19 protein-coding genes are annotated in these 23,469 nt (G+C 73.2%); 4 read left to right on the forward strand and 15 right to left on the reverse strand.

What is annotated here, in order from left to right:
• Nucleotides 1-53 precede the first annotated feature (53 nt).
• Both ACWCWD_RS02650 and menC read left to right on the forward strand, forming a co-directional pair.
• Nucleotides 54-977, forward strand: a complete 924-nt coding sequence (locus tag ACWCWD_RS02650) for a chorismate synthase (protein WP_450769700.1) — start codon at nucleotides 54-56, stop codon at nucleotides 975-977.
• Complete coding sequence (gene menC, locus ACWCWD_RS02655) at nucleotides 974-2,095, forward strand: o-succinylbenzoate synthase (protein WP_450769701.1); 1,122 nt, start codon at nucleotides 974-976, stop codon at nucleotides 2,093-2,095. The genes ACWCWD_RS02650 and menC overlap by 4 nt, the downstream gene beginning before the upstream one ends.
• Here the strand turns inward: menC and ACWCWD_RS02660 are convergent.
• From ACWCWD_RS02660 to ACWCWD_RS02720, 13 genes are all read right to left on the reverse strand, one after another.
• A complete protein-coding gene (locus ACWCWD_RS02660) occupies nucleotides 2,049-2,555 on the reverse strand; it encodes a hypothetical protein (protein ID WP_450769703.1) in 507 nt (168 codons plus the stop codon). The genes menC and ACWCWD_RS02660 overlap by 47 nt on opposite strands.
• A 281-nt stretch (nucleotides 2,556-2,836) precedes the next feature.
• Nucleotides 2,837-4,405, reverse strand: a complete 1,569-nt coding sequence (locus tag ACWCWD_RS02665) for an NADase-type glycan-binding domain-containing protein (RefSeq protein WP_450769705.1) — start codon at nucleotides 4,403-4,405, stop codon at nucleotides 2,837-2,839.
• The gene (locus ACWCWD_RS02670; protein ID WP_450769707.1) at nucleotides 4,402-4,968 is read right to left on the reverse strand and encodes a phage tail protein; all 567 of its coding nucleotides are present in this window, start codon (nucleotides 4,966-4,968) and stop codon (nucleotides 4,402-4,404) included. The genes ACWCWD_RS02665 and ACWCWD_RS02670 overlap by 4 nt, the downstream gene beginning before the upstream one ends.
• Nucleotides 4,965-6,956, reverse strand: a complete 1,992-nt coding sequence (locus ACWCWD_RS02675) for a putative baseplate assembly protein (RefSeq protein ID WP_450769708.1) — start codon at nucleotides 6,954-6,956, stop codon at nucleotides 4,965-4,967. The genes ACWCWD_RS02670 and ACWCWD_RS02675 overlap by 4 nt, the downstream gene beginning before the upstream one ends.
• Nucleotides 6,956-7,399, reverse strand: coding sequence for a GPW/gp25 family protein (locus tag ACWCWD_RS02680; protein WP_450769710.1), 444 nt, complete (start codon nucleotides 7,397-7,399; stop codon nucleotides 6,956-6,958). The genes ACWCWD_RS02675 and ACWCWD_RS02680 overlap by 1 nt, the downstream gene beginning before the upstream one ends.
• A gap of 34 nt (nucleotides 7,400-7,433) precedes the next feature.
• Nucleotides 7,434-9,329 (reverse strand): VgrG-related protein, encoded by a 1,896-nt coding sequence (locus ACWCWD_RS02685; RefSeq protein WP_450769712.1) that lies wholly within the window; start codon nucleotides 9,327-9,329, stop codon nucleotides 7,434-7,436.
• Nucleotides 9,329-10,051, reverse strand: a complete 723-nt coding sequence (locus ACWCWD_RS02690; protein ID WP_450769713.1) for a CIS tube protein — start codon at nucleotides 10,049-10,051, stop codon at nucleotides 9,329-9,331. Before ACWCWD_RS02690 ends, ACWCWD_RS02685 begins: the two co-directional genes overlap by 1 nt.
• A 15-nt stretch (nucleotides 10,052-10,066) precedes the next feature.
• Nucleotides 10,067-10,492, reverse strand: coding sequence for a phage tail protein (locus tag ACWCWD_RS02695; RefSeq protein ID WP_390958581.1), 426 nt, complete (start codon nucleotides 10,490-10,492; stop codon nucleotides 10,067-10,069).
• A gap of 117 nt (nucleotides 10,493-10,609) precedes the next feature.
• On the reverse strand, nucleotides 10,610-11,293 hold the full coding sequence (locus ACWCWD_RS02700) for a hypothetical protein (protein WP_450769714.1): 684 nt from the start codon (nucleotides 11,291-11,293) through the stop codon (nucleotides 10,610-10,612).
• A 2,838-nt stretch (nucleotides 11,294-14,131) separates the two neighbouring features.
• Complete coding sequence (locus tag ACWCWD_RS02705) at nucleotides 14,132-14,290, reverse strand: DUF6760 family protein (RefSeq protein WP_266707268.1); 159 nt, start codon at nucleotides 14,288-14,290, stop codon at nucleotides 14,132-14,134.
• Nucleotides 14,287-14,817, reverse strand: a complete 531-nt coding sequence (locus ACWCWD_RS02710) for a hypothetical protein (protein WP_450769716.1) — start codon at nucleotides 14,815-14,817, stop codon at nucleotides 14,287-14,289. The genes ACWCWD_RS02705 and ACWCWD_RS02710 overlap by 4 nt, the downstream gene beginning before the upstream one ends.
• Nucleotides 14,817-15,260, reverse strand: coding sequence for a phage tail protein (locus ACWCWD_RS02715; protein WP_327177127.1), 444 nt, complete (start codon nucleotides 15,258-15,260; stop codon nucleotides 14,817-14,819). The genes ACWCWD_RS02710 and ACWCWD_RS02715 overlap by 1 nt, the downstream gene beginning before the upstream one ends.
• 137 nt (nucleotides 15,261-15,397) lie before the next feature.
• Entirely contained in the window at nucleotides 15,398-16,996 is a 1,599-nt protein-coding gene (locus tag ACWCWD_RS02720) for a phage tail sheath family protein (protein WP_450769718.1), read from the reverse strand.
• 452 nt (nucleotides 16,997-17,448) lie between these two features.
• Here ACWCWD_RS02720 and ACWCWD_RS02725 point away from each other — a divergent pair, with 452 nt between their 5' ends.
• Both ACWCWD_RS02725 and ACWCWD_RS02730 read left to right on the forward strand, forming a co-directional pair.
• The gene (locus ACWCWD_RS02725) at nucleotides 17,449-19,008 is read left to right on the forward strand and encodes a LamG-like jellyroll fold domain-containing protein (protein WP_450769720.1); all 1,560 of its coding nucleotides are present in this window, start codon (nucleotides 17,449-17,451) and stop codon (nucleotides 19,006-19,008) included.
• A gap of 198 nt (nucleotides 19,009-19,206) precedes the next feature.
• Nucleotides 19,207-20,643 carry a hydrolase gene (locus ACWCWD_RS02730; RefSeq protein ID WP_450769722.1) on the forward strand — a complete coding sequence of 479 codons (1,437 nt, stop codon included), beginning with the start codon at nucleotides 19,207-19,209 and terminating at the stop codon, nucleotides 20,641-20,643.
• A gap of 38 nt (nucleotides 20,644-20,681) precedes the next feature.
• On the opposite strand, the gene ACWCWD_RS02735 is transcribed toward ACWCWD_RS02730, so the two are convergent.
• Nucleotides 20,682-22,766, reverse strand: a complete 2,085-nt coding sequence (locus ACWCWD_RS02735) for an ATP-binding protein (protein ID WP_450769724.1) — start codon at nucleotides 22,764-22,766, stop codon at nucleotides 20,682-20,684.
• On the reverse strand, nucleotides 22,763-23,455 hold the full coding sequence (locus ACWCWD_RS02740) for a DUF4255 domain-containing protein (RefSeq protein WP_450769725.1): 693 nt from the start codon (nucleotides 23,453-23,455) through the stop codon (nucleotides 22,763-22,765). Before ACWCWD_RS02740 ends, ACWCWD_RS02735 begins: the two co-directional genes overlap by 4 nt.
• Between the last annotated feature and the right edge of the window lie 14 nt (nucleotides 23,456-23,469).

Here is a 23,469-nt window from a genome sequence, read left to right on the forward strand (position 1 = left end):
CCCTTGTCCCTACGGACAACCAGTTGCGGAAGGGGCGCGCGGAGACTCAAGACATGACAGCGACACCCTCAGTACGCGACCGGGCCGCGGCCACCGCGCGCGCGGCCGGAGTCACCACCCGCACCGTCCACGACGTGCCCGGTATCGCGGCCGTCGCCGACTTCTTCAGCGACGTGTGGCAGACCCCGCGCAGCACCCCGCCCTACCCGGCCGAGGTGCTGCACAGCCTCGTGCACGCGGGCGGCGCGGTGCACGCCGCGTACACGGAGCGGGGCGAGCTGTGCGGCGCGGCCGTCGCCGTGTTCGGGGAGCCGTCGGCGCTGGACGTGTACTCCTTCGTGGCCGCCGCCCGTACCAGCGACCGGGGTGTGGGGCTCGCCGTGAAGGAGGCGCAGCGGGTCTGGGCCCTCGACCGGGGCGCCCGCACGATGCGCTGGACGTTCGACCCGCTGGTGGGGCGCAACGCCCGCTTCAACCTGGTGAAGCTGGGCGGTGCGGGTACCGAGTACCTGGTGGACTTCTACGGTCCGATGGCCGACGGGCTGAACGACGGCGACGAGAGCGACCGCCTCACCGTCACCTGGGACCTGGCCGCCGGGGACCGTACCCCCGCGGAGACGGCGGAGACGGCAGAGGCGGCGCAGACGGCGGAGCCCGCCGGTACGCCCGTCGTCCTCGCCACCGCCCCCGACGGCGCCCCGCTCGCCGTCCGCGCCGGGGAGACCGTCCGCTGCCGGGTCCCCGACGACATCGTGGAGCTGCGCGCCGCCGACCCCGCGCTCGCGCTGCGCTGGCGCCACGCCGTCCGCGAGGTCTTCACCCGGGCGTTCGCCGACGGGTACACCGCCACCTCGATGTCCCGCGACGGCTGGTACACCCTCACCCCTGCCGCACCGCACACCCCGGCCGCACCGCAAGCCCCCGCCGCACCGCACACCCCGGCCGCCGCGCCCGTCCAGGAAGGCTCCCCGGCATGAAGCTGGACCGCGTCGAACTCGTCCACGTCGCCATCCCCCTGGTCACCCCGTTCCGCACCTCCTTCGGAACGATGACCACCAAGGACACCTTCCTGCTGCACGTCGTCACCGACGAGGCGGAAGGCTGGTCGGAGTTCGCCGCCGACCCCGAGCCGCTGTACTGCTCCGAGTACGTCTCCGGCGCGGAGACCGTCATCCGCGACTTCCTGCTCCCCCGGGTCACCGCCCGGCCCGGGCTGACGACGGCCGCCCTCGCCCCCGCCATGGCGAAGATCAAGGGCCACGAGCTGGCGAAGGCCGCCCTGGAGACGGCCGTGCTCGACGCCGAGCTGCGGGCCCACGAGATGTCCCTCGCCACCTACCTCGGCGCCGTCCGTGACCGGGTGCCCGCCGGTGTGTCCGTCGGCATCAAGAATTCCGTCCCCGAGCTCCTGGACGACGTGGCGGGCTACCTCGCCGAGGGATACGTCCGGATCAAGCTGAAGATCGAGCCCGGCTGGGACGTCGAGCCCGTCCGCGCGGTCCGCGAACAGTTCGGCGACGAGCTGCCGCTCCAGGTGGACGCCAACACCGCCTACACCCTGGCCGACGCCGAACACCTGCGCCGCCTCGACGAGTTCGGCCTGCTGCTCATCGAGGAGCCGCTGGAGGAGAACAACCTCCACGCCCACGCCCTCCTCCAGCGCCGCATCGCCACCCCCGTCTGCCTCGACGAGTCGCTGCACAACGCCCGCGACACCGCCTCCGCCATCGCCATGGACGCCTGCCGGGTCGTCAACATCAAGCCCGCCCGGGTCGGCGGCTACCTGGAGGCCCGCCGCCTGCACGACGTCGCCGCCGCGCACGGCGTGCCCGCCTGGTGCGGCGGCATGCTGGAGACCGGCATCGGCCGCGCGCCCAACCTGGCCCTCGCCGCGCTGCCCGGCTTCACCCTGCCCGGCGACACCTCCGCCTCCAGCCGCTACTTCGCCGAGGACATCACCGAGCCGTTCGTCCTCCAGGACGGCCACCTCCCGGTCCCCACCTCCCCCGGCATCGGCATCGCCCCGCTGCCCGACGCCCTGCGCCGCTTCACGACGGCACGGCGGGATCTGTACGGGGGTTCCGCGGGGCGGTGAGCCTCCCGCCACCCCGGCTCCCGCTGCCCCGGCTCCCGACGCTTCGCACGCCACTTCGCACGCCGAGGAAGACGGCCAGGCACAGGCAGGCACCGGCGAGAAGGACGAGAACGACGAAGGCCGGATTCACCCAGGCGGGAACGAGATCCACGGTCGCACTGCATTTCGCGTGCAGGGGAAAGAAGTTCTGCGATTCCCCGTAGTGCGCTTCGTTCCAACGCTCGTCGAACCGGACGCCGTTCGCGTACTCACAGGACTCCCGGATGTCCAGCCCGATCCGGGAGAACCCGAGGAACCAGACGGTGGCGGCGTTCAGCAGCGCCGCACCACCGACGGCGATCACCGGACCCGGCCGCAGGAATCCCCGGGCCCGTCCGCGCCGGACCCGGTGGGCGACGAACGCGCTGACGGCCGCCGCCGGAAGCCACAACTGGAACGCCCCCACGAGCGAGATCCCCACAGAACCACTCTCCCACCGCTCAGTACGCCGGCCCGGCGAGGAGGCTCCGCCGCCCGCTCGTGCCCTCCGCCGATTCCTGTCCCCGCTGGAAACAGTCGGCCGTCGCGGGCGAATGGTTCCGCCTCGCGCAGTGGCGCTCACGCACACGGAGGCCGCGGCCCGCCGTGCGCGGACCGGCCCGGCCGCCGCACACCGAAGCCCGGACCGGATAACTCCCGGTCCGGGCTTCGGCGTTGGCTGTCGGCGACGCGGATCCGTCGCCACCGCCCACGTGCTGCCTGTCAGTTGTCGCCGGAGTGCGACGGCCCGAAGAACTCGATCTCCGCGACGGCGACCTGCTTCTTCTGGGAGGTGTGGTACGCGGACTCGATGGTGAAGCGGACCTTGGTGACGTCGTCGTAGCGGAAGTTGCGCGCCTGGCTGCCGGCCCCGTCGTCCAGGGTGAGCCGGCTGTGCGTGACCTCGCCGCTGGACCGGGTGACGGTGACGTCGATGAGGTGCGGGAGGGCCTGCTCGGTGTTCTTGTCGGCGCGCTTGGAGACGCCCGGCGTGACCAGCACGTTCAGCAGCCGGGTCGGGGAGTCGAAGGATGCCTCGATCCACTGGCCCTGGCCCGACTCGGAGACCCCCGGCCCCCACCAGGTGTTCTCGATCTTGTCGAAGGAGGAGTCCGGCTTGTGCCCCGGGTAGGAGCGGGACGCGGAGACGTGGTCCGGGGAGAGGGGGGCGCGCTTGGCGAAGTGGTCGCGGGTCGCCCGGATGCCGTCGGGGATGTGGACGGCCGCCACGATCACCAGGGTCAGCACGATCGCCGCGCCGATCCAGCTCAGCACGCGGTCGAAGGTACGGCGCACCCGGGGCCGGTCGCCGGCCCACGGGGTCTCCCGGCTGCTGGAGTCGAACATCCGTCGCCACCAAGGCAGTCGGCGGCCCGGTGCGTGCTGGTCGCCCGCCATGGGCATCGCGCACCGGGTGCAGAAGTGCCGGTCGGGGCGGTTCCGGGTGCTGCACCAGGGGCAGGGCGTGCCGCCGTCGAAGCCGAGCTGCTCACCCGGGGCCTGTACGGACTGGGGGCGCTGGGGGGCCGGCCGGCCGGGCAGGACGGGGGCGACGGACGGGGCCGCCACCGGGCCGGGGTCGGCGACCGGGACGATGAGCCGGCGGGCGCGGTCGGACATCTCCCGGCCGTCCGCGCCTCCGTCGGCCTCTCCGGCGGGCCAGTCGTCCGCCGCCGCCGCTCCGGCCGGCCAGTCGTCCGCCGCACCCCCGGCGGGCCGGTCGTCCGTCGCCGCCCCGGCGGGCCAGTCGTCCGCCGCACCCGCGGTGGGCCAGTCGTCCGCCGCCGCTCCGGCCGCTCCTCCGCCGGCGTTCCTGGCCGCCGTTCTGGCCGCCCAGTCGTCCGTCACCCCGGGGACCTCCTGGGTGTCGGGCTCGTCGCGGTCCTGGTACGCGCCGCGTCCGGAGGGCCGGGTGCGCTCCGTCGGTGCGGCGGATCCGCCGTCGTACGCCTCCTGGTACGCGCCGTTCTCCTCGGCGGTCCGCGGCTGCCGCGACTGCCGGGGCAGTCCCGCGCCGCCGCCGGACCGGGCGAAGGCGTCCCAGCCGGGGTCGGCGGGCGCCGGGCCGTCGGACGGGGCCGCCCGGCCGGCGGACGGGGGCGGGGTCGCCGGGCCGCCGGACGCCGCGTCCCGCGACGGTGCTTCGGCTGCCGCTCCCTGGGCGCGGGCGGTGCTCGCGGCGGCGGCCTGGGCCCCGCGGTCGGCCCAGCTCAGTACGGCCCCGCACGCGTCGCAGAACGACTGGCCCGGTTCCGCGCGGGTGCCGCATTCGGCGCAGTTCTGCGTGGTCATCTCTCCGAGGTCCTTTCGGACGGATCGCCGGCGGTCACCTGGACCGTGTACGGCATGTGGGCGGGCCGGGCGGCGGCCACGATGCCGTCCAGGCGGTAGTGGTCCGCCTTGGTCGGCTCGGGCAGCCTCAGGTGTACGTGCAGATGGGGGCGCGGGCGGCCGGGGATCGGGCCGAGCGGGCGGGCGGTCCAGTCGGCCGCCCCGCTCTCGCTGATCTCCGGTGCGACGCCGAAGGCGAGCCGGACCGTTTCGGCCAGGCCGCGCCGGGTGCCGCGGATGCGGTGGAGGTAGGCGGCGGTCGCCACGGCGGTGCGCAGCAGCGCCTCGGTTTCGGTGCCGTCGGTCTCCGCGCCGACCCAGGCGGTGAGCCACCGGACGAAGTCCAGGGGCGCCAGCGAGGGCCGGAAGTAGGAGTCGACGCAGTCCAGCGCGGTGTGGATGGGTGCGACGACCTCGTCGAGTCCGGCGACGAAGCGCAGGGCGAGGTCGTCGTCGGCGAAGACGGCGGGCAGCATCGCGCCGATGGGCGCCGAGGAGCCGAGTCCGTCGATGGAGCCTCTCATCCTCGGCTCCCCCCGGTGCGGTCGCCGTCCGCCGAGTCCCCGATCACGCGGACGCGGTGGTCGTACGAGAACACCAGCGAAGGCGGCGACAGGTCGATGCGGTTGGTCGCCTCGCCGCGCTTTCCGGTGAGCGGGTCGGCGGGGTGGAGCACGACCTCGTCCACCAGCTCGACGCCGGGAATCCGCTGGAGCACCGCGAAGGCCTCACCGGCCTGGACGGGCCGTCCGAACGGCCAGCCCTTGCCGTCGGCTCCGCCGGTCAGCGGGTCGAGGTGCTGGTAGAGGGCGTCGTGGACCCGTCGGCGTACCAGGTCGGTGTCGACGCCCCGGAAGGCGTGCACGGTGGCGACGACGGTGACGCCCTGGTAGAACGGCGGGCCGACCGCCAACCGGGTCCCGATCAGGCGCCGTTCGTCCAGGTGCCGGGTGATGCGCTCCAACAGCGCTTCACCGGGCACCAGTTGCTCGAACCGGAGGCGGCCACCCGGGTCCGGCACGGCCTGCGGGACCACCAACACCCTTACGGCGTAGGCGCCGTACTCGCTCTCCTCGCCCTCCAGGCAGGTGATGCGCGCGGTCTCGGGTGCGGCCCGGCGGGCGAGCTCCTCGTAGTCGCGCAGGGTCACCGCGCGCTCCTGGGCGCGCAGCGTGATCGGGGCGCGGACCTTCGCCTCCTCGACCGTCTCGCCGTCCACCCCGCCGCGTGCGGCCTCGCGGTTCACGACTTCGGAGACGTACGGGATGGAGGTGCGCAGGACCTGCACGGCGCCGCGCGCCACGTTGCCGGCCCGGCCGCCGCCGGTGCGGTAGCGGTGGGCGCGGACGGGTGAGCCCTTGGGGGCGGCCATCCCGTACCGGCGCAGGGTGCCGTCGGGTTCGCGCACCGCGGGCCCGAAGGCGATCTCGCCGGTGGCGGCGTCCACGGTGACGTGGCGGTCGTCCGGGCCGGAGGCCGCGAAGTGCGGGACGACCTCCCAGTCCGTCCATCCCTCGTGCTCGGCGGTCTGGAGCAGTACCGGCGGGGTGTCGCCGACCACGGGCGCGTGCGTGAGCCGCAGCCGCTGGCCGGGCAGCCCGGTGGACTCGCCGAGCGCTTCGTCGTAGACCGTCTCGGCGTGGACGACGGGGGCGGTGCCGCCGATGGTGAAGCCCTCGGCGGACCGGACGGTGGGCGAGGTGGTGTAGAAGGGCTGGCCGGGGTGGGGTTCGGTGACCCGGCACCGCAGCCACCCGGCCTCCTGGCCGGCGTTGCGGGAGAGCACGTGCCCGCCGGGTACGTGCAGGACCACCTCTCCGGGCCGGTTGAGGCCACCGGTGCCGTCCCGGTCGACCTCGCAGAGCTGCCAGCCGTCCTCGGTCCACGCCTCCCACACCAGGGGCGGCTGGCGCGGGTCCACGCCGACGCCGTCGACCCGGCTGTCCAGTTCCAGGGCGACCGCGCAGTGCGGCACGGCGCTGGTCAGACCCAGCAGCATGCAGTCGCCCGGGGAGGGCGACTCGGAGAAGCAGAGCACGTCCTTCCCGTCGTCGGCGAGGTCGTGCGTGCGGTCCAGGGCCGCCTCGCCCTGCCGTTGCACCAGGAGGTGGCTCAACGAGCTGCTCCACACGGTGAGTTCACGTTCGGTCGCGAAGACGACCGCCTCCTCGTCGCCGGTGCGCGGGGTGGCCACCTCGGTGCCGAGCGGTATCGTCACCGGCTCCTCCTGCGGCGCGGAGAGCCAGAACGTCACGTCCGTACGGGCGGCGGAGGGCGGGAACAACGTGATGCCGACCAGGTCCAGGAAGGCCAAGTGGTTCTTCTCCGGTACCCGGTTGAGCCGGTAGACGACCTCGTCGGCCATGTGCGCGACCGTCTCGACGAGGGTGATGCCCGGGTCGGAGACGTTGTGGTCGGTCCACTCCGGGGCGCGCTGCTGGATGTAGCGCTTGGCGTCGTCGACGAACTGCTGGAAACGGCGGTCGTCGAGGTTCGGGGAGGGGAGGGCCATCAACGGTCGCTTTCGGGGGAGTTGTCCGGGTGGGGGCCGGTGTCGGGCTCGTCGTGGGACGGGATGACGTAGAACGGGAAGACGAGGCTGCGGGGGTTGTTGGTGCCGCGGATCGAGTAGCGGACGTCGATGTAGAGGACGGACTGGTCGGAGCCCACGGTGACCTCGACGTCGTCGACCTCGATGCGCGGTTCCCAGCGGTCGAGGCTGGCGTACACCTCGTGCTGGATCCGGCCCGCGGTCTGCTCGTTGACCGGGGCGAACACCAGGTCCTGGATGGCGCATCCGAAGTCCGGCCGCATCGGCCGCTCCCCGGGCGCCGTCGACAGGACCAGCCGGATCGCCTCCTCGACCTCCCGCTCCCCGCTGACCAGGGCGATCCCGCCGGTGGGTCCGATGCGCAGGGGGAAGGACCAGCCGGACCCGACGAACTGCTCGGCCATCAGACCTGCTCCTGCCTTTCGTTGGGGTTCTCGCTCATATCACCGGGAGGTCGTTGGCCAGGAACACGGGGGCCGTGACCAGGACCGTGGGGGCCTTGATGGTGGTGTTGACGGCCGAGGTGACCTGCACGGTTCCGCCGCCGGTGAGCATCGCGGCGCCCACGGCGCTCATGTTGAGGACGCCGACCGAGTTCAGCCCCAGCTCGCCCGCGGACCTGACGTTGACCGCCCCGCCACCGCTGATGCTGAGCGGCCCGCCGCTCTTGATGGTCAGGGCGCGCCGGGCGCTGAGCGTCAGATCGGTACCGGCCTCCACCGACACCGACCGGCTGCCCGTGATCTTCACCGCGCCCTTGCTGTCCACGACGATCTCGGTGCGGGTCCGGTCCAGATGGATGGTCAGCCGGTCGTCCCCGGAGGCGAGCCGGACGCCCTGTTTGCGGCCTCCGGTCTTCTGGCTGAGCAGGTCCATACGGTTGCCGTCCCGGTCGGAGACGGTGTGCCGGGCCGCTTTGCGCCGAGTGGCCTCGTGCAGCGGCACGTCCTTGACGGGGGTCGGCACGTCCTTGCCGTTGTAGAGCCCGCCGATCACGAACGGGTGGTCCAGGGCGCCCCGGTCGAACCCGACGAGCACCTCGTCGTTGACGTCCAGCGGGAAGATCCCGCCGCCGGCGAGACCGCCCATCTGCACGGTGCGCGTCCAGTCACTGACGTAGGTGTCGTCCAGCCACGGGAACCGCAGCTTGACGCGCCCCTGCTTCAACGGGTCGTTGACGTCGGTGACCAGGGCGTTGGCCACGCTGGGCAGCCGGGGCGCGGTCTCCGAGCCGCCGGAGGTGAGGCCGTAGAGCGAGCGCCACTGGCGTCCGCTGACCGTCACCCAGGTCTCGTAGTGCTTGCCGTCGCCGAAGAGGTGGCGCACCGAGGTGGCGGTGTACTTGCCCTCGAAGGGCTTGCCCACGTCGGCCAACGCCACCGGAATGCCCGGCCGCAGCTTGGGGTTGCCGCGCGCGACGACCTCCACCTCGGCGAAGGAGGAGGTGACGTCGTCGGCGAGCGCGTCGGCGGCGAACTTCACCTCGGCCTGCTTGTCGTACGGGGTCCCCGTGTCGACCAGCGGGGCCATGCCGAACTTCCCGGCGGCGGCGCCCGGGGTGGTACCGATCCCGAAGGCCGGGTTGGAGATTGCCGGGGAGACCGCGGTGAGCTCCCGCTTCGTCGTGACGTCCCAGCCGCGCGCCTCGACCTTGCCGACCTGGTCGGCGGCGGTCACGGCGGCGCGCAGCCGCAGGATGTCGTGGCCGGCCTGGAGCACGAAGGGGCTCTTGTCGCCTTCGGTGCTCGGCGAGGGGGCGCCGGAGGACGGCTTGGGCGACACGAACTGGAACTTGCCCTTCGCGTCGACGGACATCACCATCTCGTTCTCGTCGGCGAGCCGCGCGAGGAAGTCCCAGTCGGTGACGTTGGACTGGCTGATGAACTCGTACACCGTCTTCGTCGACTCGATCCGCCCGACGGGCACCCCGTCCTGGGCGGCCAGCTTCCGGGCGATGTCGGACGCGGTCTGGCTGCGGAAGGCGGTCACCCGGCGCCGGCGCAGCAGGCGGTACCCGAGGTCGTAACCCCGGACCACGGCGAAGGTGCCGGTGCCGTCGTAGTCGACCTCCAGGCCGGTGACCTCGCCGGTCAGCAGCGGATCGCCGGCCCCGTGCCCGTCGGCGATCGGTGTGATGACCACACTGGTTCCGAAGGTGACCCCGAGCTTGCCGAGGATCGTCCGGTACGGGTCCCGGAAGGTGAGCCGGAACGCGGCGGGCACACCCATCCCCTGGTCCACATGGCTCTCGACCAGGGAGTCGGTGAGATTGGGCGGCACCTTGGCGCCGCCGATCATGACGTCGACGACACTCGAGTACGCGGCGCGCACCATCAGCCACGCACCTCCTCTGCGGACGGCATGATCAATTCGGTACCGGGGGGCAGGACCCGGGGATCGTCGATCCCGTTGGCCTTCGCGATCGACCGCCAGGCGGCGGCGCTTCCGTACTCCCGCCAGGCCAGCGACTGCAGCGAGTCGCCCGCCACGACCCGGTGGACGCGCTGCGCGGTGAGCGCCCCGGACGTCGGGTTCTGGCCCCTGGTCTTGCTGGGGATCTCGGTCAGCTGCAACCGGGCGGTGGCCCGGATGGGCACGCCCGTCGTACCGAAGACCGTGTACGAGACGTCGACTGAGCTGATGTAGGCGGTGAACCGCACCGTCGAGAACGCCCCCCACTGGAAGACGACCCACGGCGGCGAGGGCTTCTTGGCGCCGATGCTGCGCAGGGTCACCTCGCAGCAGTCGAGCAGCGACTCCACCTTCTTCAGCACGGTGTTGCCGGTCGGCTTGTCGGAGGAGTCGAGAAAGATCTCCAGCCCCATCTGCATCGCCTCGACACCCATGAACTCCGGCTTCGCACCCGTCCGTTCGATCTGCGCCGGGGTCGCCGTCCACAACGCGCGGCGGCTCAGCGAGAGTTGCGCCGGGTTGAAGTCGAAGGCGAAGGTCTCGATGATCCCGCCGGGCGTCATGCTGTCGCCCACCGGGGGTTCGTGGATCGCCAGGTTGGCGCGTACGAGGCTCTTGCCGGCGCCCTTGCTGCCCTTGGCCATGGTGTCGGCCGCCTCTCAGTTCGTGAATCCGTGGTGGACGATCTCCAGGACCTCGGTCGCCACGGCCGGGCTCCCGGGGTCGAGGGTCGGCCCCGTCCACCGCACCGGCAGCACGTCGATCAGCCCCCAGCTGGCCACCTCCGACCCGTCCGCCCGCAGCGCCGCGATCTGCGCGGTGGGCCGGGTGATCCCGGTCTGCACGGATGAGATCCACTTGGCGACCTTCGCCGTGTCCGGGGTGAGGGGACGGGTCAGCCGGATCGTGGAGAAGGTGACCCGGGTCGGCAGCGCCCACACGAAACCGTTGTTGCCGCCCTCCTGGTGGTGCTCGATCTCCACCTCGGACGACAGCCCCTCGCACCCGTTGAAGTAGCCGAGGCTCTCGCCGTCGATGCTGAGGGAGAACCAGATGGTGGAGCCCGGGTCCAGGCTGGAGGGCATCTCGGCGGACCTTTCTCTCTGTCGTGCGTGCGGGGCGGTGCGGTGCGGTGCGGCTCTGGATACTTCTGGGCGGTTCCGGGCGGTTCTGGCGGCGGTGTCCGACCGTGGCCGGCGGGGTCAGCGGCGCGGGTCGCGGAGCTTGCCGATCCGCTCGCGGTCCAGGCGGAGTTCGGTACGGATCAGCCTGGTGATCCGGCCGACGAGCTGGTGCGCCAGCGCGTCGAGCTGGAACTCGGTGAGCTCCTTGGGATCGAACGTGCCGTCGGGGACCGGCGTGTACTCCGGCGGCGGGTCGTACGGAGGCGGTGCGGACGACCCCGAGGCCGAGGCGGGGGTGTAGGGGGGCGGCGGTCCGGCCGGCGTGTACGGCGGCGGCGAGGGCGGGCGCGCGGGCGGCGCGGAGTGCGTGAACGATCCGGCGACCGTGGCCGCGGCGGCGGCCGCGAGGCTGCCGATCGCGGACGGGCCGGACCGGGCCTGGGTCGGCCTGGTCCCCTTGGAGTGCCGGCCGAAGAGCCGCTGGACGACCGGCATCGGGGCCGCCGGAGCCGCGTGCGCCGCAGGGGCCGAGAGCGGCGCCACGACGGCGGCGGAGTGACCGGCCGCCGACCGGGGCTGATCCGCCGGGCGACGCAGCGGCACCGCCTTCGCGGGAGCCGCAGCGACGCTGCGCTGGAGCGCGGCCGGGAGCGGCCCGGGCGGGGTGGTCGCGGCGGGCAGCGGCCCGGGCGGCACCGTCGCGGCGGGGAGCGGTGGCTGTACGGGGCCGGGCGCGGCCACCGGGAGAGGCGTCGGCGCCAACGACGCTTCGGTGCGCCGGAGTTGAGCCCGCTGGATCGAGGCGTGCGGCGCCGGGGACTGCGCCGGGGCGTGTGGCGCCGAGGCATGTGCCGACGGGGACGGTGGCGTCGAGGCGTGCGGGATCCGTGCCTGCGGCCTCGACGGCTCCGGCTGCGCCGGTGACTCCTGCCGCGCCGGTGACCGCTGCACGAAGGGGAGCGGCGGGACCGGGGGGAGAGGGCGGGCGGCCGGTGGCTGAGCCGTACGCGGGGCCGGAGCCCGGGGCGTAGGCGCGGGCCGCACGGACCGGGCGGACATCGGCGCGGCGTCGGTGGGCACGGCGCCCATCGGGGCACCGAGGGGTGAGCGTCGCGGAGTCACCGGCGACGGAGACGGGACAGGCGACGACGATGACGGCGACGGCGACGGCGACGGGACAGGGGACGAAGCCGGGACAGGCGACGGAGACGGGACGGGGGACGGGGACGGGACGGGGGACGGGGACGGGACGGCGCTCACGGACGGGGCCGGGGCCGGTGCGGCCACGGCCCGCTGGACAGCGGGGGCCGGGGTGCGGGCCGGAGGCGCCGAGGCGATCGGAGCCCCCAGACCCGCGCGGGCCGCCGGACGGGCAGCGCTGGCCCGGACGGGCGGTACGGCGGAGGAGCCGGTGGTCCGCCCTGCAGCCTGCCCCGCGACGCCGGAGCGGGCGGCCGCCCGCTGGACGGGGGTGCCGGGCTGAACGGGAAGGCCGGCCGGGGCAGCCGAGCCGGACGTGGGCGCGGAAGACGGTGCCGGTGCCGGGGACGGGGACGGGGCTGGTGCCGGGGCGGGAGCGGAGGCGAGTGCGGGAGCGGAAGGCTCCCGCATCGGTCCCGGGTCGCCCGCCGGGGCGGGCCCGGGGGCCGGGATGCCCGGGTGGCCGGAGGCGCGTTGCACGACGGTCCCCGGTACCGGCGGAGCCACCGGCGCCGGGCCGGACGCCGCGCCGGCGGGTGCGCCGGACGGCGTCCCGGACGAGGGGCGGGAGCCGCCCGGAGCCGTCGGCGTGGAGCCGGTCGCCGCAGGAGCCGTACGGGGTGAAGCCGTCGGACCGCCGCCGGGGCTCGGCGACGACGCGGGGGCTCCGCCCTGCGTCCCGCCGGGGGCGGCCGACGCGGGCCGCCGAGCGGAATCGGGCGCTCGCTGGACGACGGGCAGCCCTGCGGTACGCGCGACGGGCACGACCGGGGCCGCCGAGGGCAGGGCCGCTCCGGGAGCGGCGCCGGCCGACCGCGGTGAAGGCGCCGGTGAAGGCAGCGGTGAAGGCGCACCGTCGGCCACCGCACGCTGCACCGGAGCACCACCGCGTGCCGCCCGCGCGCCGCCACCGGCGGAAGAGCCCGGCGCGACCGGAGGCCGGGCGGGACCGGAGTCCGTACCGGCCGGGGCTCCGACGCCACCGCCACGCCGCCCCGGGCTCCCGCCCGGGGAAGGGCTGCCGACAGGCCCGACGGCCCCCGCCGAGGTGTCCCCGACCGGCGCCGCGGGCGCTGCGGAGACGACGGGCGCCGCGGGCGCTGCGGAGACGACCGGGGCCGCGGGCGTCGGGCCCGCCGTCGCATGCCGGGTCGGCTGCACGGCCGAACGCTGCACCACCGACGCCTGTGCCACTGGCGGTTGCGCCACCGGCGGTTGTGCCACCGGCGGTTGTACCGCCGAACGCTGCACGGCCGGGCCGGAACCCGCGCGGCCGGAACCCGCAGGGCTAGAAGGCGCCGGACCAGGGCCCGTCGGGCCGGAACCTCCGCCCGAGGACTCCCCCGCCGTACCGCCCTCACGCGGTGCGGCGCCGCTCGCCGGGGCGCCGCCCGGGGCGGCCGTACCCGTGGGTGCCGCACTCGCGGGAGCCACGCCGCGGCGGGTGACCGGCAGGGACCGCCGCTGCACCGCCGTCCCGGGCTGCGCCCGGGTCAGGGGTGTCGGCCGGGGCGAGGGGCTCGCCGGGACCGGCGTCACCCGCAGACCCGCACGGGCCGAGGTGGACGGGGCCGGGGTCCCGGAGCCGGCCGCACCGGCATGACGTACCGGCACCGGGGCCGGGGCGGAGGCCGGAGCCGGGGTGGGTCCGGCCACGGGGCCCGGACCGGTCGTCGCGGCGCTGCTCCGTACAGCCCCGGCACCCGGGCCGGGGACCGGCGAGGCGCTCCGCTGCACGGCCGGGCCCGAAGAAACCTGAGCCGGAGCCGGAGTCACGGCCGGAGCCGGAGCCGCAGCCGGAGTAACGGCGGTCACCGTTCGCCCGGTGCGCACCCGCGGGGCGGAAGAGCCCGGGACGGAAGAGCCCGGGGCGGCGGGGCTCGGGAGGCTCGCGGGGAGGGCCCGCAGCGGTACCGCCGGGGCGCGCTGCACCGTGGCGTCGTTGCCCGCCAACGGCAGTGCGCCCGCGCGGCGTTCGAGGCCGGGTACGGGACGGGCCGACGCCGGGACCGTACCGCTGCCGAGCACCGAGGACGACCGGCCGTCCAGGACCGCGTGGGACGCGGTGCCCATGAACGACGGGTTCTGCCAGGTCGGCAGCCGGCCGCCGAAACCGGAGTCCGCGACCCCTGCCGGGCCGGTGGCCACGGCGCGCTGGATCGGCGGCAGGCCGGTCCAGGACGCGGCGACCGGCGCACGGCCGCCCGTCGGACCGGCCGCGGCCGCCCGACCCGCGTCGGCACCACCGTGCGCGGATGCCGACGCGCCCGCGGACGGTACGGCCACCGTGCCCTCGGACGTCACGGCCGCCGCGCCCGTGGTCGACGCGGCACTCGCGCCCGTGCCCGTACGCGCACCGCCTGCCCGCCCGGACGTGAACCGGTCCAGGAACCCCACGGCTCAGCCCTCCGCGCCTGCGCGCGTCACGAAGGACGCGATCTGGTCGGTGTAGCGGCGGCGGTCCTGGTGTTCGAGGTCCAGGATCTGCTCCAGGCTCCAGTGGAAGTGGTAGGCGACGTACGCGATCTCCTCGTGCAGCCGGTCGTTCGCGTACGTCACGATTCCCCCAGGCGGCTCCCGCCGAGTTCGACCTCGAAGGGTTCGGAACAGTGCGGGCATTCCACCGACGCGCGGGTGTGGCCTTCCGCGTTGATCTGCCGGTAGAAGTCCTGCAGGAAGGCCAGGTCGGAGGCGAACATGTTCTCCACGATGCCGTCGTGGATCATCGGCAGCGTGCCGAGCCGGGTGATCACCCGACCCAGCAGCACCACCGACAGGAACGCCGGGTTCTCCTGGACGCGCACGTCGCGCAGCGGGACGAGCTCGTCGCGCGCCGTCGAGAGCCGCATGACCCCGTCCCGGTGGACGGTGCCCGACTCGTCCACGTAACCACGCGGCAGCTGGAACGCGAACTCGGTGCGCAGCTCGTAGCGTTGCTGCTGTTGCGGCGGCACCTGCTCCCGCTGGGGCGGTTGCGGGAACTGCGCGGCGGGCTGGGCGTCCGGTACGGCGGTGGGCGCGGGCAGGGCCGCCTCCGCACCGGACTCCGGGGCGAACCCGCCGGCCCTGGCGGCCGAACGGCGCATTACTCGATGACCAGTTCTTCGAACACGATGGTGACCGTCTCGGTGAGCGCGGACGCCTCGCCGGCCTTCACCGTGCTCGCGTCGATCTTGCTGCACCAGGCGTTGCGCAGGTGATAGCGCTTCACCGGGTTGTTCTGGAAGTCCATCATGATGATGGAGGCGTTCTTGCGGGCCGTGGTCATCTGGCCGGAGATCGACTGGTTGATCCACTGGGTGAACGAAGCCGACTGCGTCATACCGCGGATGACCGTGCAGGTGCCGTTCTTCTTCACACCCGGCATGTTCTTGACCACGTTCTGGCCGTTGGGGGTGTTCTGCTGGTAGGTGATGACGTCCTGCTCGATGCTCATGCCACTGACCTCGGCGAGGTACTCGACCATGACACCGTCGATCTGCAGGCCGAAATTGTGCGAGGTGAGGGCGTCACCCGGCTGGAGACTCATGTGTTCGCTGTCCTTGTGAAGGTCTGTGGGATGGCGCTACGGCGGTGGAGCCGACCGGGCCCGGGACCGACCGGGCCGGAGCCCGGGGCCCGGGTGGTGACCTGCCGGGAACGGCCGGTCACCACCCGGATCGGCTGCTACTCCTCCAGCTCTCCGTTGCCGCTGGAGAACTGGGCCAGTCGGAAGATCACGAACTCGGCGGGCTTGACCGGCGCGATGCCGATCTCGCACACCACACGGCCGACGTCGACCGACTCCGGCGGGTTGGTCTCCTCGTCGCACTTGACGTAGAAGGCTTCCTCGGGGCGCTGGCCGAAGAGGGCGCCACTGCGCCACTCGTTGGTCAGGAACGCCGAGATGTTGCGCCGGATGCGCGCCCACAGGGCGTGGTCGTTCGGCTCGAACACCACCCACTGGGTACCGAGGAGGATCGACTCCTCCAGGTAGTTGAAGTAGCGGCGGATGTTCAGGTAGCGCCAGGCCGGGTCCGAGGAGACGGTCCGGGCACCCCAGATGCGGATGCCGCGGCCGGGGAAGGCCCGGATGCAGTTGACGCCGATCGGGTTGAGCAGGTCCTGCTCACCACGGGTGATCTGGGTCTCCAGGTCCACCGCACCGCGCACGACCTCGTTGGCGGGGGCCTTGTGCACACCGCGCTCGGAGTCGTTGCGGGCCCAGATGCCGGCGACGTGGCCGCTCGGCGGGATCAGCACCGACTGCCCGACGGACGGGTCGAAGGACTTGATCCACGGGTAGTACAGGGCCGCGTACTTGGAGTCGTAGCCAGCCGTCTCCTGGCGCCACACCCGTATCTGACGGGCATTCAGGCTCGGGGGCGGGTCGATGACCGCGACCCGGTCGCCCATCAGCTCGCAGTGCGCGATCAGGCCCAACTGGACGGCCTTGACGGCCTCCAGGTCGATCGCGCCGCGCTGGTAGGCGGCCATCAGGTCGGGCACCGCGACCATGGAGATCTCGTCGATGGCCTCCAGGCCGCCGAAACCGGTGCGGTCCGCGGAGTCGCCCAGGTAACGGGCCGCTCCGGGGTACGAGTCGGTGGCGTCGGCGGGCACGGCGGGGGCGGCGGCCGACGGGGCCACGAGGGCCACCGTCTGCGCGTCCGGCCGGACCAGCTGCCCGGCGGGCGCGGCCTCGGCCACGGTGATGAGCTTGGAGCGCTCCTTCACCTGCGTGACGACGTAGGTACGGCCGCCCTTCTTGGCGGACACGTCGAAGGTCTCGACGGCCTTGTCGCCGTCCTTGACCGTCAGCTTGAACCGGTCGGCCGGGCTGTCGTCCTCCGGAAGCGTCACCTCGACGCTGAGCGCGCCGCTCGTGCCGGGCGCGATGGCCGCGACCGAGAACCCGCCGAGCGGCCGGAACTCGCCGGCCTCCAGCGCGGCCGGGGCGGTGGAAGCCTTCACGGCGGCGCGGCCGGAGCCGGCCGGGCCCTCGGAGGACACGCCCTCCGCGGAGCCGCCCACCCGGACCACGTAGGCCGCGGAACCGCCGTTGTTGAAGAAGCCGTAGACGGAGTGCGCGAGGTAGTACCCGTCGGTGAACTCACCGAACGACGCCACGTACTGGCTCCAGTTGGTGACCAGGGTCGGCTCGTTCAGCGGACCGCTCGGCGCGAGCCCCACGAAGGCGGCGACCGACGTGCCCACTCCCTCGATGGGACGCGAGCCGCTGGCCACCTCCTCGACGTAGACGCCGGGCGACAGATAGGACGGCATGTTCTGCTCTCCTCGGGGTACGAGACAGGAACCACTGCCACTCTCACCCGTGCGGGAGGGCCGCCGAAACGTCCTCCGGGACCTGTTCGGGGGCACTGGTGCTGCCCTTGAGGGCAGCCGGTCGCTCCCGAAACACCCCGCGAGTGACCGCGCGTCGGCCTCGCGACGGCCTCCGGCCTCTTCCGTCCCGGACGGGCGCGGCATCTCCATCGGCCGGGGAGCGGCAGGTCTCCGCCCGGAGCGGGCCGGACGGACGCTCCTCCGGGTCCGGTTCCCTGCTTACCACTGCCCCTCCGTCCCCCGGAAGGGCCTCCCGGGCACACCCGGAGGCAGTGGGTCACGCTTGGGGGAAGACCCGGGCGGCCTATCAGGCATCCCGTCGGCCCCTACGGCCGACTGCTCCTGCCCCGCCGCCACATGACCGGGCCCCCGTGCCGTCCTAGCGTGGCCGGGTGAGCCTATGGACTTCCCTCGAACCCGCGTCGGCCACGGTCGATCCCGGCAGCAGCACCACCGTACGACTCCGCCTCCGCAACACCGGCGACGTGGTCGACGAGTACCGCTTTGAACCCGTCGGCGACATCGCCCCCTGGACCACCGTCGAACCACCCACCCTGCGCCTCTACCCCGGAACCACCGGCACGGTCGAGCTGAGGTTCGCACCCCCACGCACACCCGACGCCACCGCCGGCCCCAACCCCTACGCCATCCGCATCACCCCCACCGAACACCCCGAAGCCACCACCGTCCCCGAGGGCAACCTCACCATCACCCCCTTCACCGAACTCCGCGCCGAACTCGTCCCACCCACCGTCAAAGGCCGACTCCGCGGACGCCCCAAACTCGCCATCGACAACCTCGGCAACACCAAACTCACCGCCTCCCTCGGCGGCACCGACAACGGCGACCAACTCACCTACGAACTCCGCCCCAGCAACATCCAGATAGAACCCGGCCGCGCCGCCTTCATCACCACCACCCTCAAACCCCGCAAAATCATCTGGTTCGGAGCCAAAGAACAACGCCCCTACACCCTCACCGTCCAACGCTCCGGAACCACACCCCTCCCCGTCGACGGCACCTTCGTCCAACGCGGCTTCCTCCCCCGCTGGCTCGCCACCTTCCTCGGCCTCCTCATCGCCCTCACCATCACCTTCCTCGCCCTCTGGTTCGGCCACAAACCCGCCATCGCCAGCGGCACCACCGAAAAACTCGTCGAAGCCAGCGCCACCCTCGCCGCCCAACCAACCCCCCAAGCCACCCTCGCCCCACCACCCGCCACCACCGCACCCACCACCGAACCCGCCCAGCCGACGCAGGACGCACAGCCCGAAGGATCAGGCGGAGGCGGGGGAGATTCCTCGGACCCGAAGCCCCCCGAGGTACCGGATCCGATCGGCCAGTGGCTGGTCAGGCCCGGCGCCCTGGGCAAGGACGAAACGGGCGCCCACCCGCTCACGGTGACCGACGTGACCGGCGCCGACGGGCACGGTGGCGCCGGCGCGTTCAACGGTTCGAGCAGTCAGATGATCTCGACCGGACCGGTGGTGCCCACCGGTCCGGGCAGCAGTTTCACGATCTCGGCATGGGTGTACCTCAACACCACCGCTCACTTCTCCACCGCGGTCAGCCAGAGCGGGAAGCACAACAGCACCTTCTACCTGCAGTTCTCCCCGGGGGAGAAGCGCTGGGCATTCTCCCGGACACGCTCGGACGGTGGCGACAACGCCGCGATCGGCTACCGCGCGCTGTCCCTGGCCCCGGCGGCCCTGCACACCTGGACCCATCTGGTCGGTGTCTTCGACGGCGCGACCGGCAACCAGACGCTCTACGTCGACGGCGCGCCCCAGGGCTCCGTGCAGGACCCCTACCCGTTCACGACGACCGGTGCGTTCATCATCGGCCGGGCCAGGTACGCGGACGCCAACGCCGACAAGTTCGACGGGCGGATCAACGAGGTCACGGCCTGGGACCAGGCCCTCACCCGCGAGCAGATCAACGAGATCCCCTGAGCCCGGCCCGTCCGTGGAGATGCCCCGGGATACGCCCGGGCGGTGCCCCCGGGATGCCCTGCGGGGCATCACCCGGGGGCAGACGGGCTGCCCGGGGAGACCACGGGAACGCCTCGACGGGCACCTTCGACGACAGCGACAACTCCGTTCACCCGTGGGCCACATGAGGGCAGCTGTCCCCTGATCTAACGTGGCCGGGTGAGCCTATGGACCTCTCTCGAACCCGCGTCGGCCACGGTCGATCCCGGCAGCAGCAGCACCACCGTACGACTCCGCCTGCGCAACACCGGCGACGTGGTCGACGAGTACCGCTTTGAACCCGTCGGCGACATCGCCCCCTGGACCACCGTCGAACCACCCACCCTGCGCCTCTACCCCGGAACCACCGGCACGGTCGAGCTGAGGTTCGCACCCCCACGCACACCCGACGCCACCGCCGGCCCCAACCCCTACGCCATCCGCATCACCCCCACCGAACACCCCGAAGCCACCACCGTCCCCGAGGGCAACCTCACCATCACCCCCTTCACCGAACTCCGCGCCGAACTCGTCCCACCCACCGTCAAAGGCCGACTCCGCGGACGCCCCAAACTCGCCATCGACAACCTCGGCAACACCAAACTCACCGCCTCCCTCGGCGGCACCGACAACGGCGACCAACTCACCTACGAACTCCGCCCCAGCAACATCCAGATAGAACCCGGCCGCGCCGCCTTCATCACCACCACCCTCAAACCCCGCAAAATCATCTGGTTCGGAGCCAAAGAACAACGCCCCTACACCCTCACCGTCCAACGCTCCGGAACCACACCCCTCCCCGTCGACGGCACCTTCGTCCAACGCGGCTTCCTCCCCCGCTGGCTCGCCACCTTCCTCGGCCTCCTCATCGCCCTCACCATCACCTTCCTCGCCCTCTGGTTCGGCCACAAACCCGCCATCGCCAGCGGCACCACCGAAAAACTCGTCGAAGCCAGCGCCACCCTCGCCGCCCAACCAACCCCCCAAGCCACCCTCGCCCCACCACCCGCCACCACCGCACCCACCACCGAACCCGCCCAGCCGACGCAGGACGCACAGCCCGAAGGATCAGGCGGAGGCGGCGGGGGCGACGAGTCCAAGGCCCCGAAGGAGCCCGAGGAAACGGCGGCGACCGCGGTGAACGCCGTGGCCGAGGCGGACCCCACGGGCCGGCACATCTGCTACCGGGCGTTCATCAAGGGCGAGGGCTGGCAGCGTCCTGCCTGCGACGGCGCCATGGCGGGGAACAGCCAGAGCAAGCCGCTCACGGCCCTCAACATCGCCGTGTACGGCGTCAGCGGCTCCTCTGCCAACGCCCTGCCGCACGACCCGGATTCGACCGACGGTCAGGCCCACTGGCAGACGCCGTGGACGCGCATCGTCGCCGACGGCGACGACAACTACATCGGCAGCACCGACGACGACGCCGAGGTGATGCCAGGCTTCGCCATCAACGTCGGCAGCGGGCAGATCTGCCACAACATCCGCTTCACGGGCGCGGAGTGGACCAAGACGCCCACGTGCACGGGTCCGCGGAATGCATTCAACTTCGGCGGCACGACCGACAACTCCCGTGCGCTGGAAGCCGTCTCGTTCACGGTTCCCGCCGCCGAGTGAACCCCCCGCCGTGAGGCGGCCGTTGCCGGGTAGGCGGTCTACCAGGTCCCCTCGCCCGGCACCAGGCGCCCGGCCTTGCGGTACTCGCGCCGGGCGCCTTCCAGCAGGTCGGCGGCGGTGACCAGGTCGTCGCGGGAGGCCGCGAGGTAGGCGGCGGTCACCACGGCGCTGCGGATCGATCCGCCCGCCAGCTCGAAGACCGAGGCCACCGGCTGCACGTCGACGTCCGGCACGCAGGGCACGTGGGCGAGGCTGTGCCGCCACAGGGCGAGGCGCTGTTCGACGTCGGGGAACGGGAAGTCCACGACCAGGTCGAGGCGCCGGGTGAACGCCTCGTCGATGTTGGCGCGCAGGTTGGTGGTGAGGAGCGCGATGCCGTCGAAGGACTCCAGGCGCTGGAGCAGGTAGGAGCTCTCCATGTTGGCGTACCGGTCGTGGGCGTCCTTCACCTCGGACCGCTTGCCGAAGACGGCGTCGGCCTCGTCGAAGAGGAGGACGGCGTCGGTGCGGTCCGCCTCGGTGAAGATGCGTTCGAGGTTCTTCTCGGTCTCGCCGACGTACTTGTCGACGATCGAGGACAGCTGGACCGTGTAGAGGTCGAGGCCGAGTTCGGCCGCGACGACCTCCGCCGCCAGCGTCTTCCCGGTGCCCGAGGCGCCCGCGAAGAGCCCGAGGACGCCCCGGCCCCGGCCGCCGCCCGCGCTCAGCCGCCAGTCGCCGAGGACCCGGTCGCGGTGCCGGGCGCGCAGGGCGAGTTCGCGCAGCTCGGTGAGCGGGCCGGGGGGCAGCACCAGGTCCCGCCAGTCGACGGCGGGCCGGATGCGCCGGGCGTGCTGTTCGAGGCCCGAGGCGGACTGCTGGCGGGCGGCGAGCCGCAGGTGGGCGGGGGTGAGCGGGGTCCGGTCGAAAGCGGCGAGGCCCCGGGCCGCGCGGGCGGCGCGGACGATGTGGTCGCCGGCCAGGTGGTACGGGGCGACGGTGGCGGCCAGGTCGAAGTCCGGTTCCTCGCCGAGCGCCGCCGACCAGGCACCGGTCGCACCGGCACCACGCGGGGGTGCCTCCAGGACCAGCGGGTCCGTGTCGGACCACTGCGGGTCGTACGGGCGCGGTCCGGTGATCAGCACCGGTACGTCGGCCGCCCCCGCCAACTGCCGTACCAGCGCCTCCGGTCGGTCCGGCAGCCCCTGGACGACCACCGCGCGGCCGGTCAGCCGGGCCTCGCGCAGCAGGTCGGGCACGCGGTCCTCGGGTCCGGTGAACCGCAGGGCCGGCAGGCCCGCGATGCGCAGGGCGGCGGCGATCGAGGGCAGCCCGTCACCCTCCCGCCGCTCACGGAGGTAGGCCGTGACCGGCGGACCGGCGGCGAGCAGCGCGGCCAGACGGTGCACGAAGAGGCCGGTGGCGGTGTCGGGAGACGGCTCCTGCCCGGCACAGGGCTCCTCCGTGCCGTACAACTCCTGCCCGGTGTACGGCCCCTGCCCGGCGGAGAGTTCTCCGTACGGATCGGGGCCCGCGTCCAGCGGGTGGAGGTGTCCGGCGAGGGAGGCGTCCGGGGTGTCGTCGCCGAGGAGGTGGGCCAGCAGCCGGTCCGGTACGCGCAACGAGCGGCTCAGGAAGGGGCGTTCGGGTTCCTCCACGTCGAGCAGCCCGAGCGCGCGCAGCGGTGCCGCCGGGTGCAGCCGGGCCCGCGCGGAGGCCAGGTGGACGGGGATGCCGCAGAGGTCGAGGGCGAGCGCAACGGTGGCCCGGCGCCGGCTGACGTCGTCGTTGAGGTAGCCGTACAGCGACTCGAAGCTCCGGTCCAGGTCCGGGGCGAGCGCGACGAGCAGGACGAGGGCGTCGAGTCCGGTCAGCCCGAGCCGGAGGGCGAGGTCGGTCAGGCGGTCGGCGTACGCGTCGACGGGCTCGGCGACCCCGAGCCGCGGGGGCTCCGCCGGGCGCAGCAGATGGTGGACCGCCTCGTTCGACACGTACAGGCCGCGCAGCGGGTCGTTCGCGGTGGGGTCGTCGGCGGAGCGGTACTCGACCAACAGCGCCGTGCGTTGGCGCAGTTCGGCGAGGCGGACGAGGAGCGACCCGGCGTCGTCATGGTCCGACGGCGGGAGCGGAGCGCCGGCGGTCATGTGCGGTTGCCCGTGGTGCGGTTGCGACGGGCCGTTTTCCTGGCCTCCTGGGCAGCCGCGACCTGGTGGGGCCGGTGCGCGCGCTCCGACTCGGCCCGGGTTCCGTCCCCGGCGGAGTCCATGGTGCCCAGGCGGACCGCGGCGCCCTCGGTGACGGGCGGGCCGGCGTCGTACTCGGGGTAGGCCGGGAAGGGTGCGGTGATCACCAGGTCGAGGGAGGGCTTGAGTTCTCCGCCGAGCGCGGACCAGATCTCCGCGAGCGAGCGGGCCTCGGTCTGGATGCCGGCCACCGACAGCGGCACGGTCATGCCCAACGCACCCAGGGCTCCCGGCAGTTCGGAGGGGGCTATGAGTTCGCGCGGGATGAGCGTGGCCAGCGCCGCGGAGAGCAGCCGGTGTTCGTCCTGGGGCTGCTTCGTCCAGGCCGTCACCAGGTACGACAGCCGGAACCAGCGCGGGGGTTGGCGGCGCTTGACGACCACGTCCCGCTCGTCGTACACGGGGACGTGTCCGCGTTGACGGCGGTTGATGTCCTCGCGGATGTCGTACAGATAGGCGTTGATGGTGGGCGCGTTGCGCCGCGCGGCCCAGTCCCGGGTGGGGGCGTCGAAGGCGATGTCGATGCCCGAACCGCTCAACGCGCCTCCGCCGAGAAGGTTCTTGAGGACCTCGTCCACTTCGTGGATCACCGTCGTGCTCCCGC

The sequence above is a fragment of the Streptomyces sp. NPDC001493 genome, assembly GCF_053597235.1.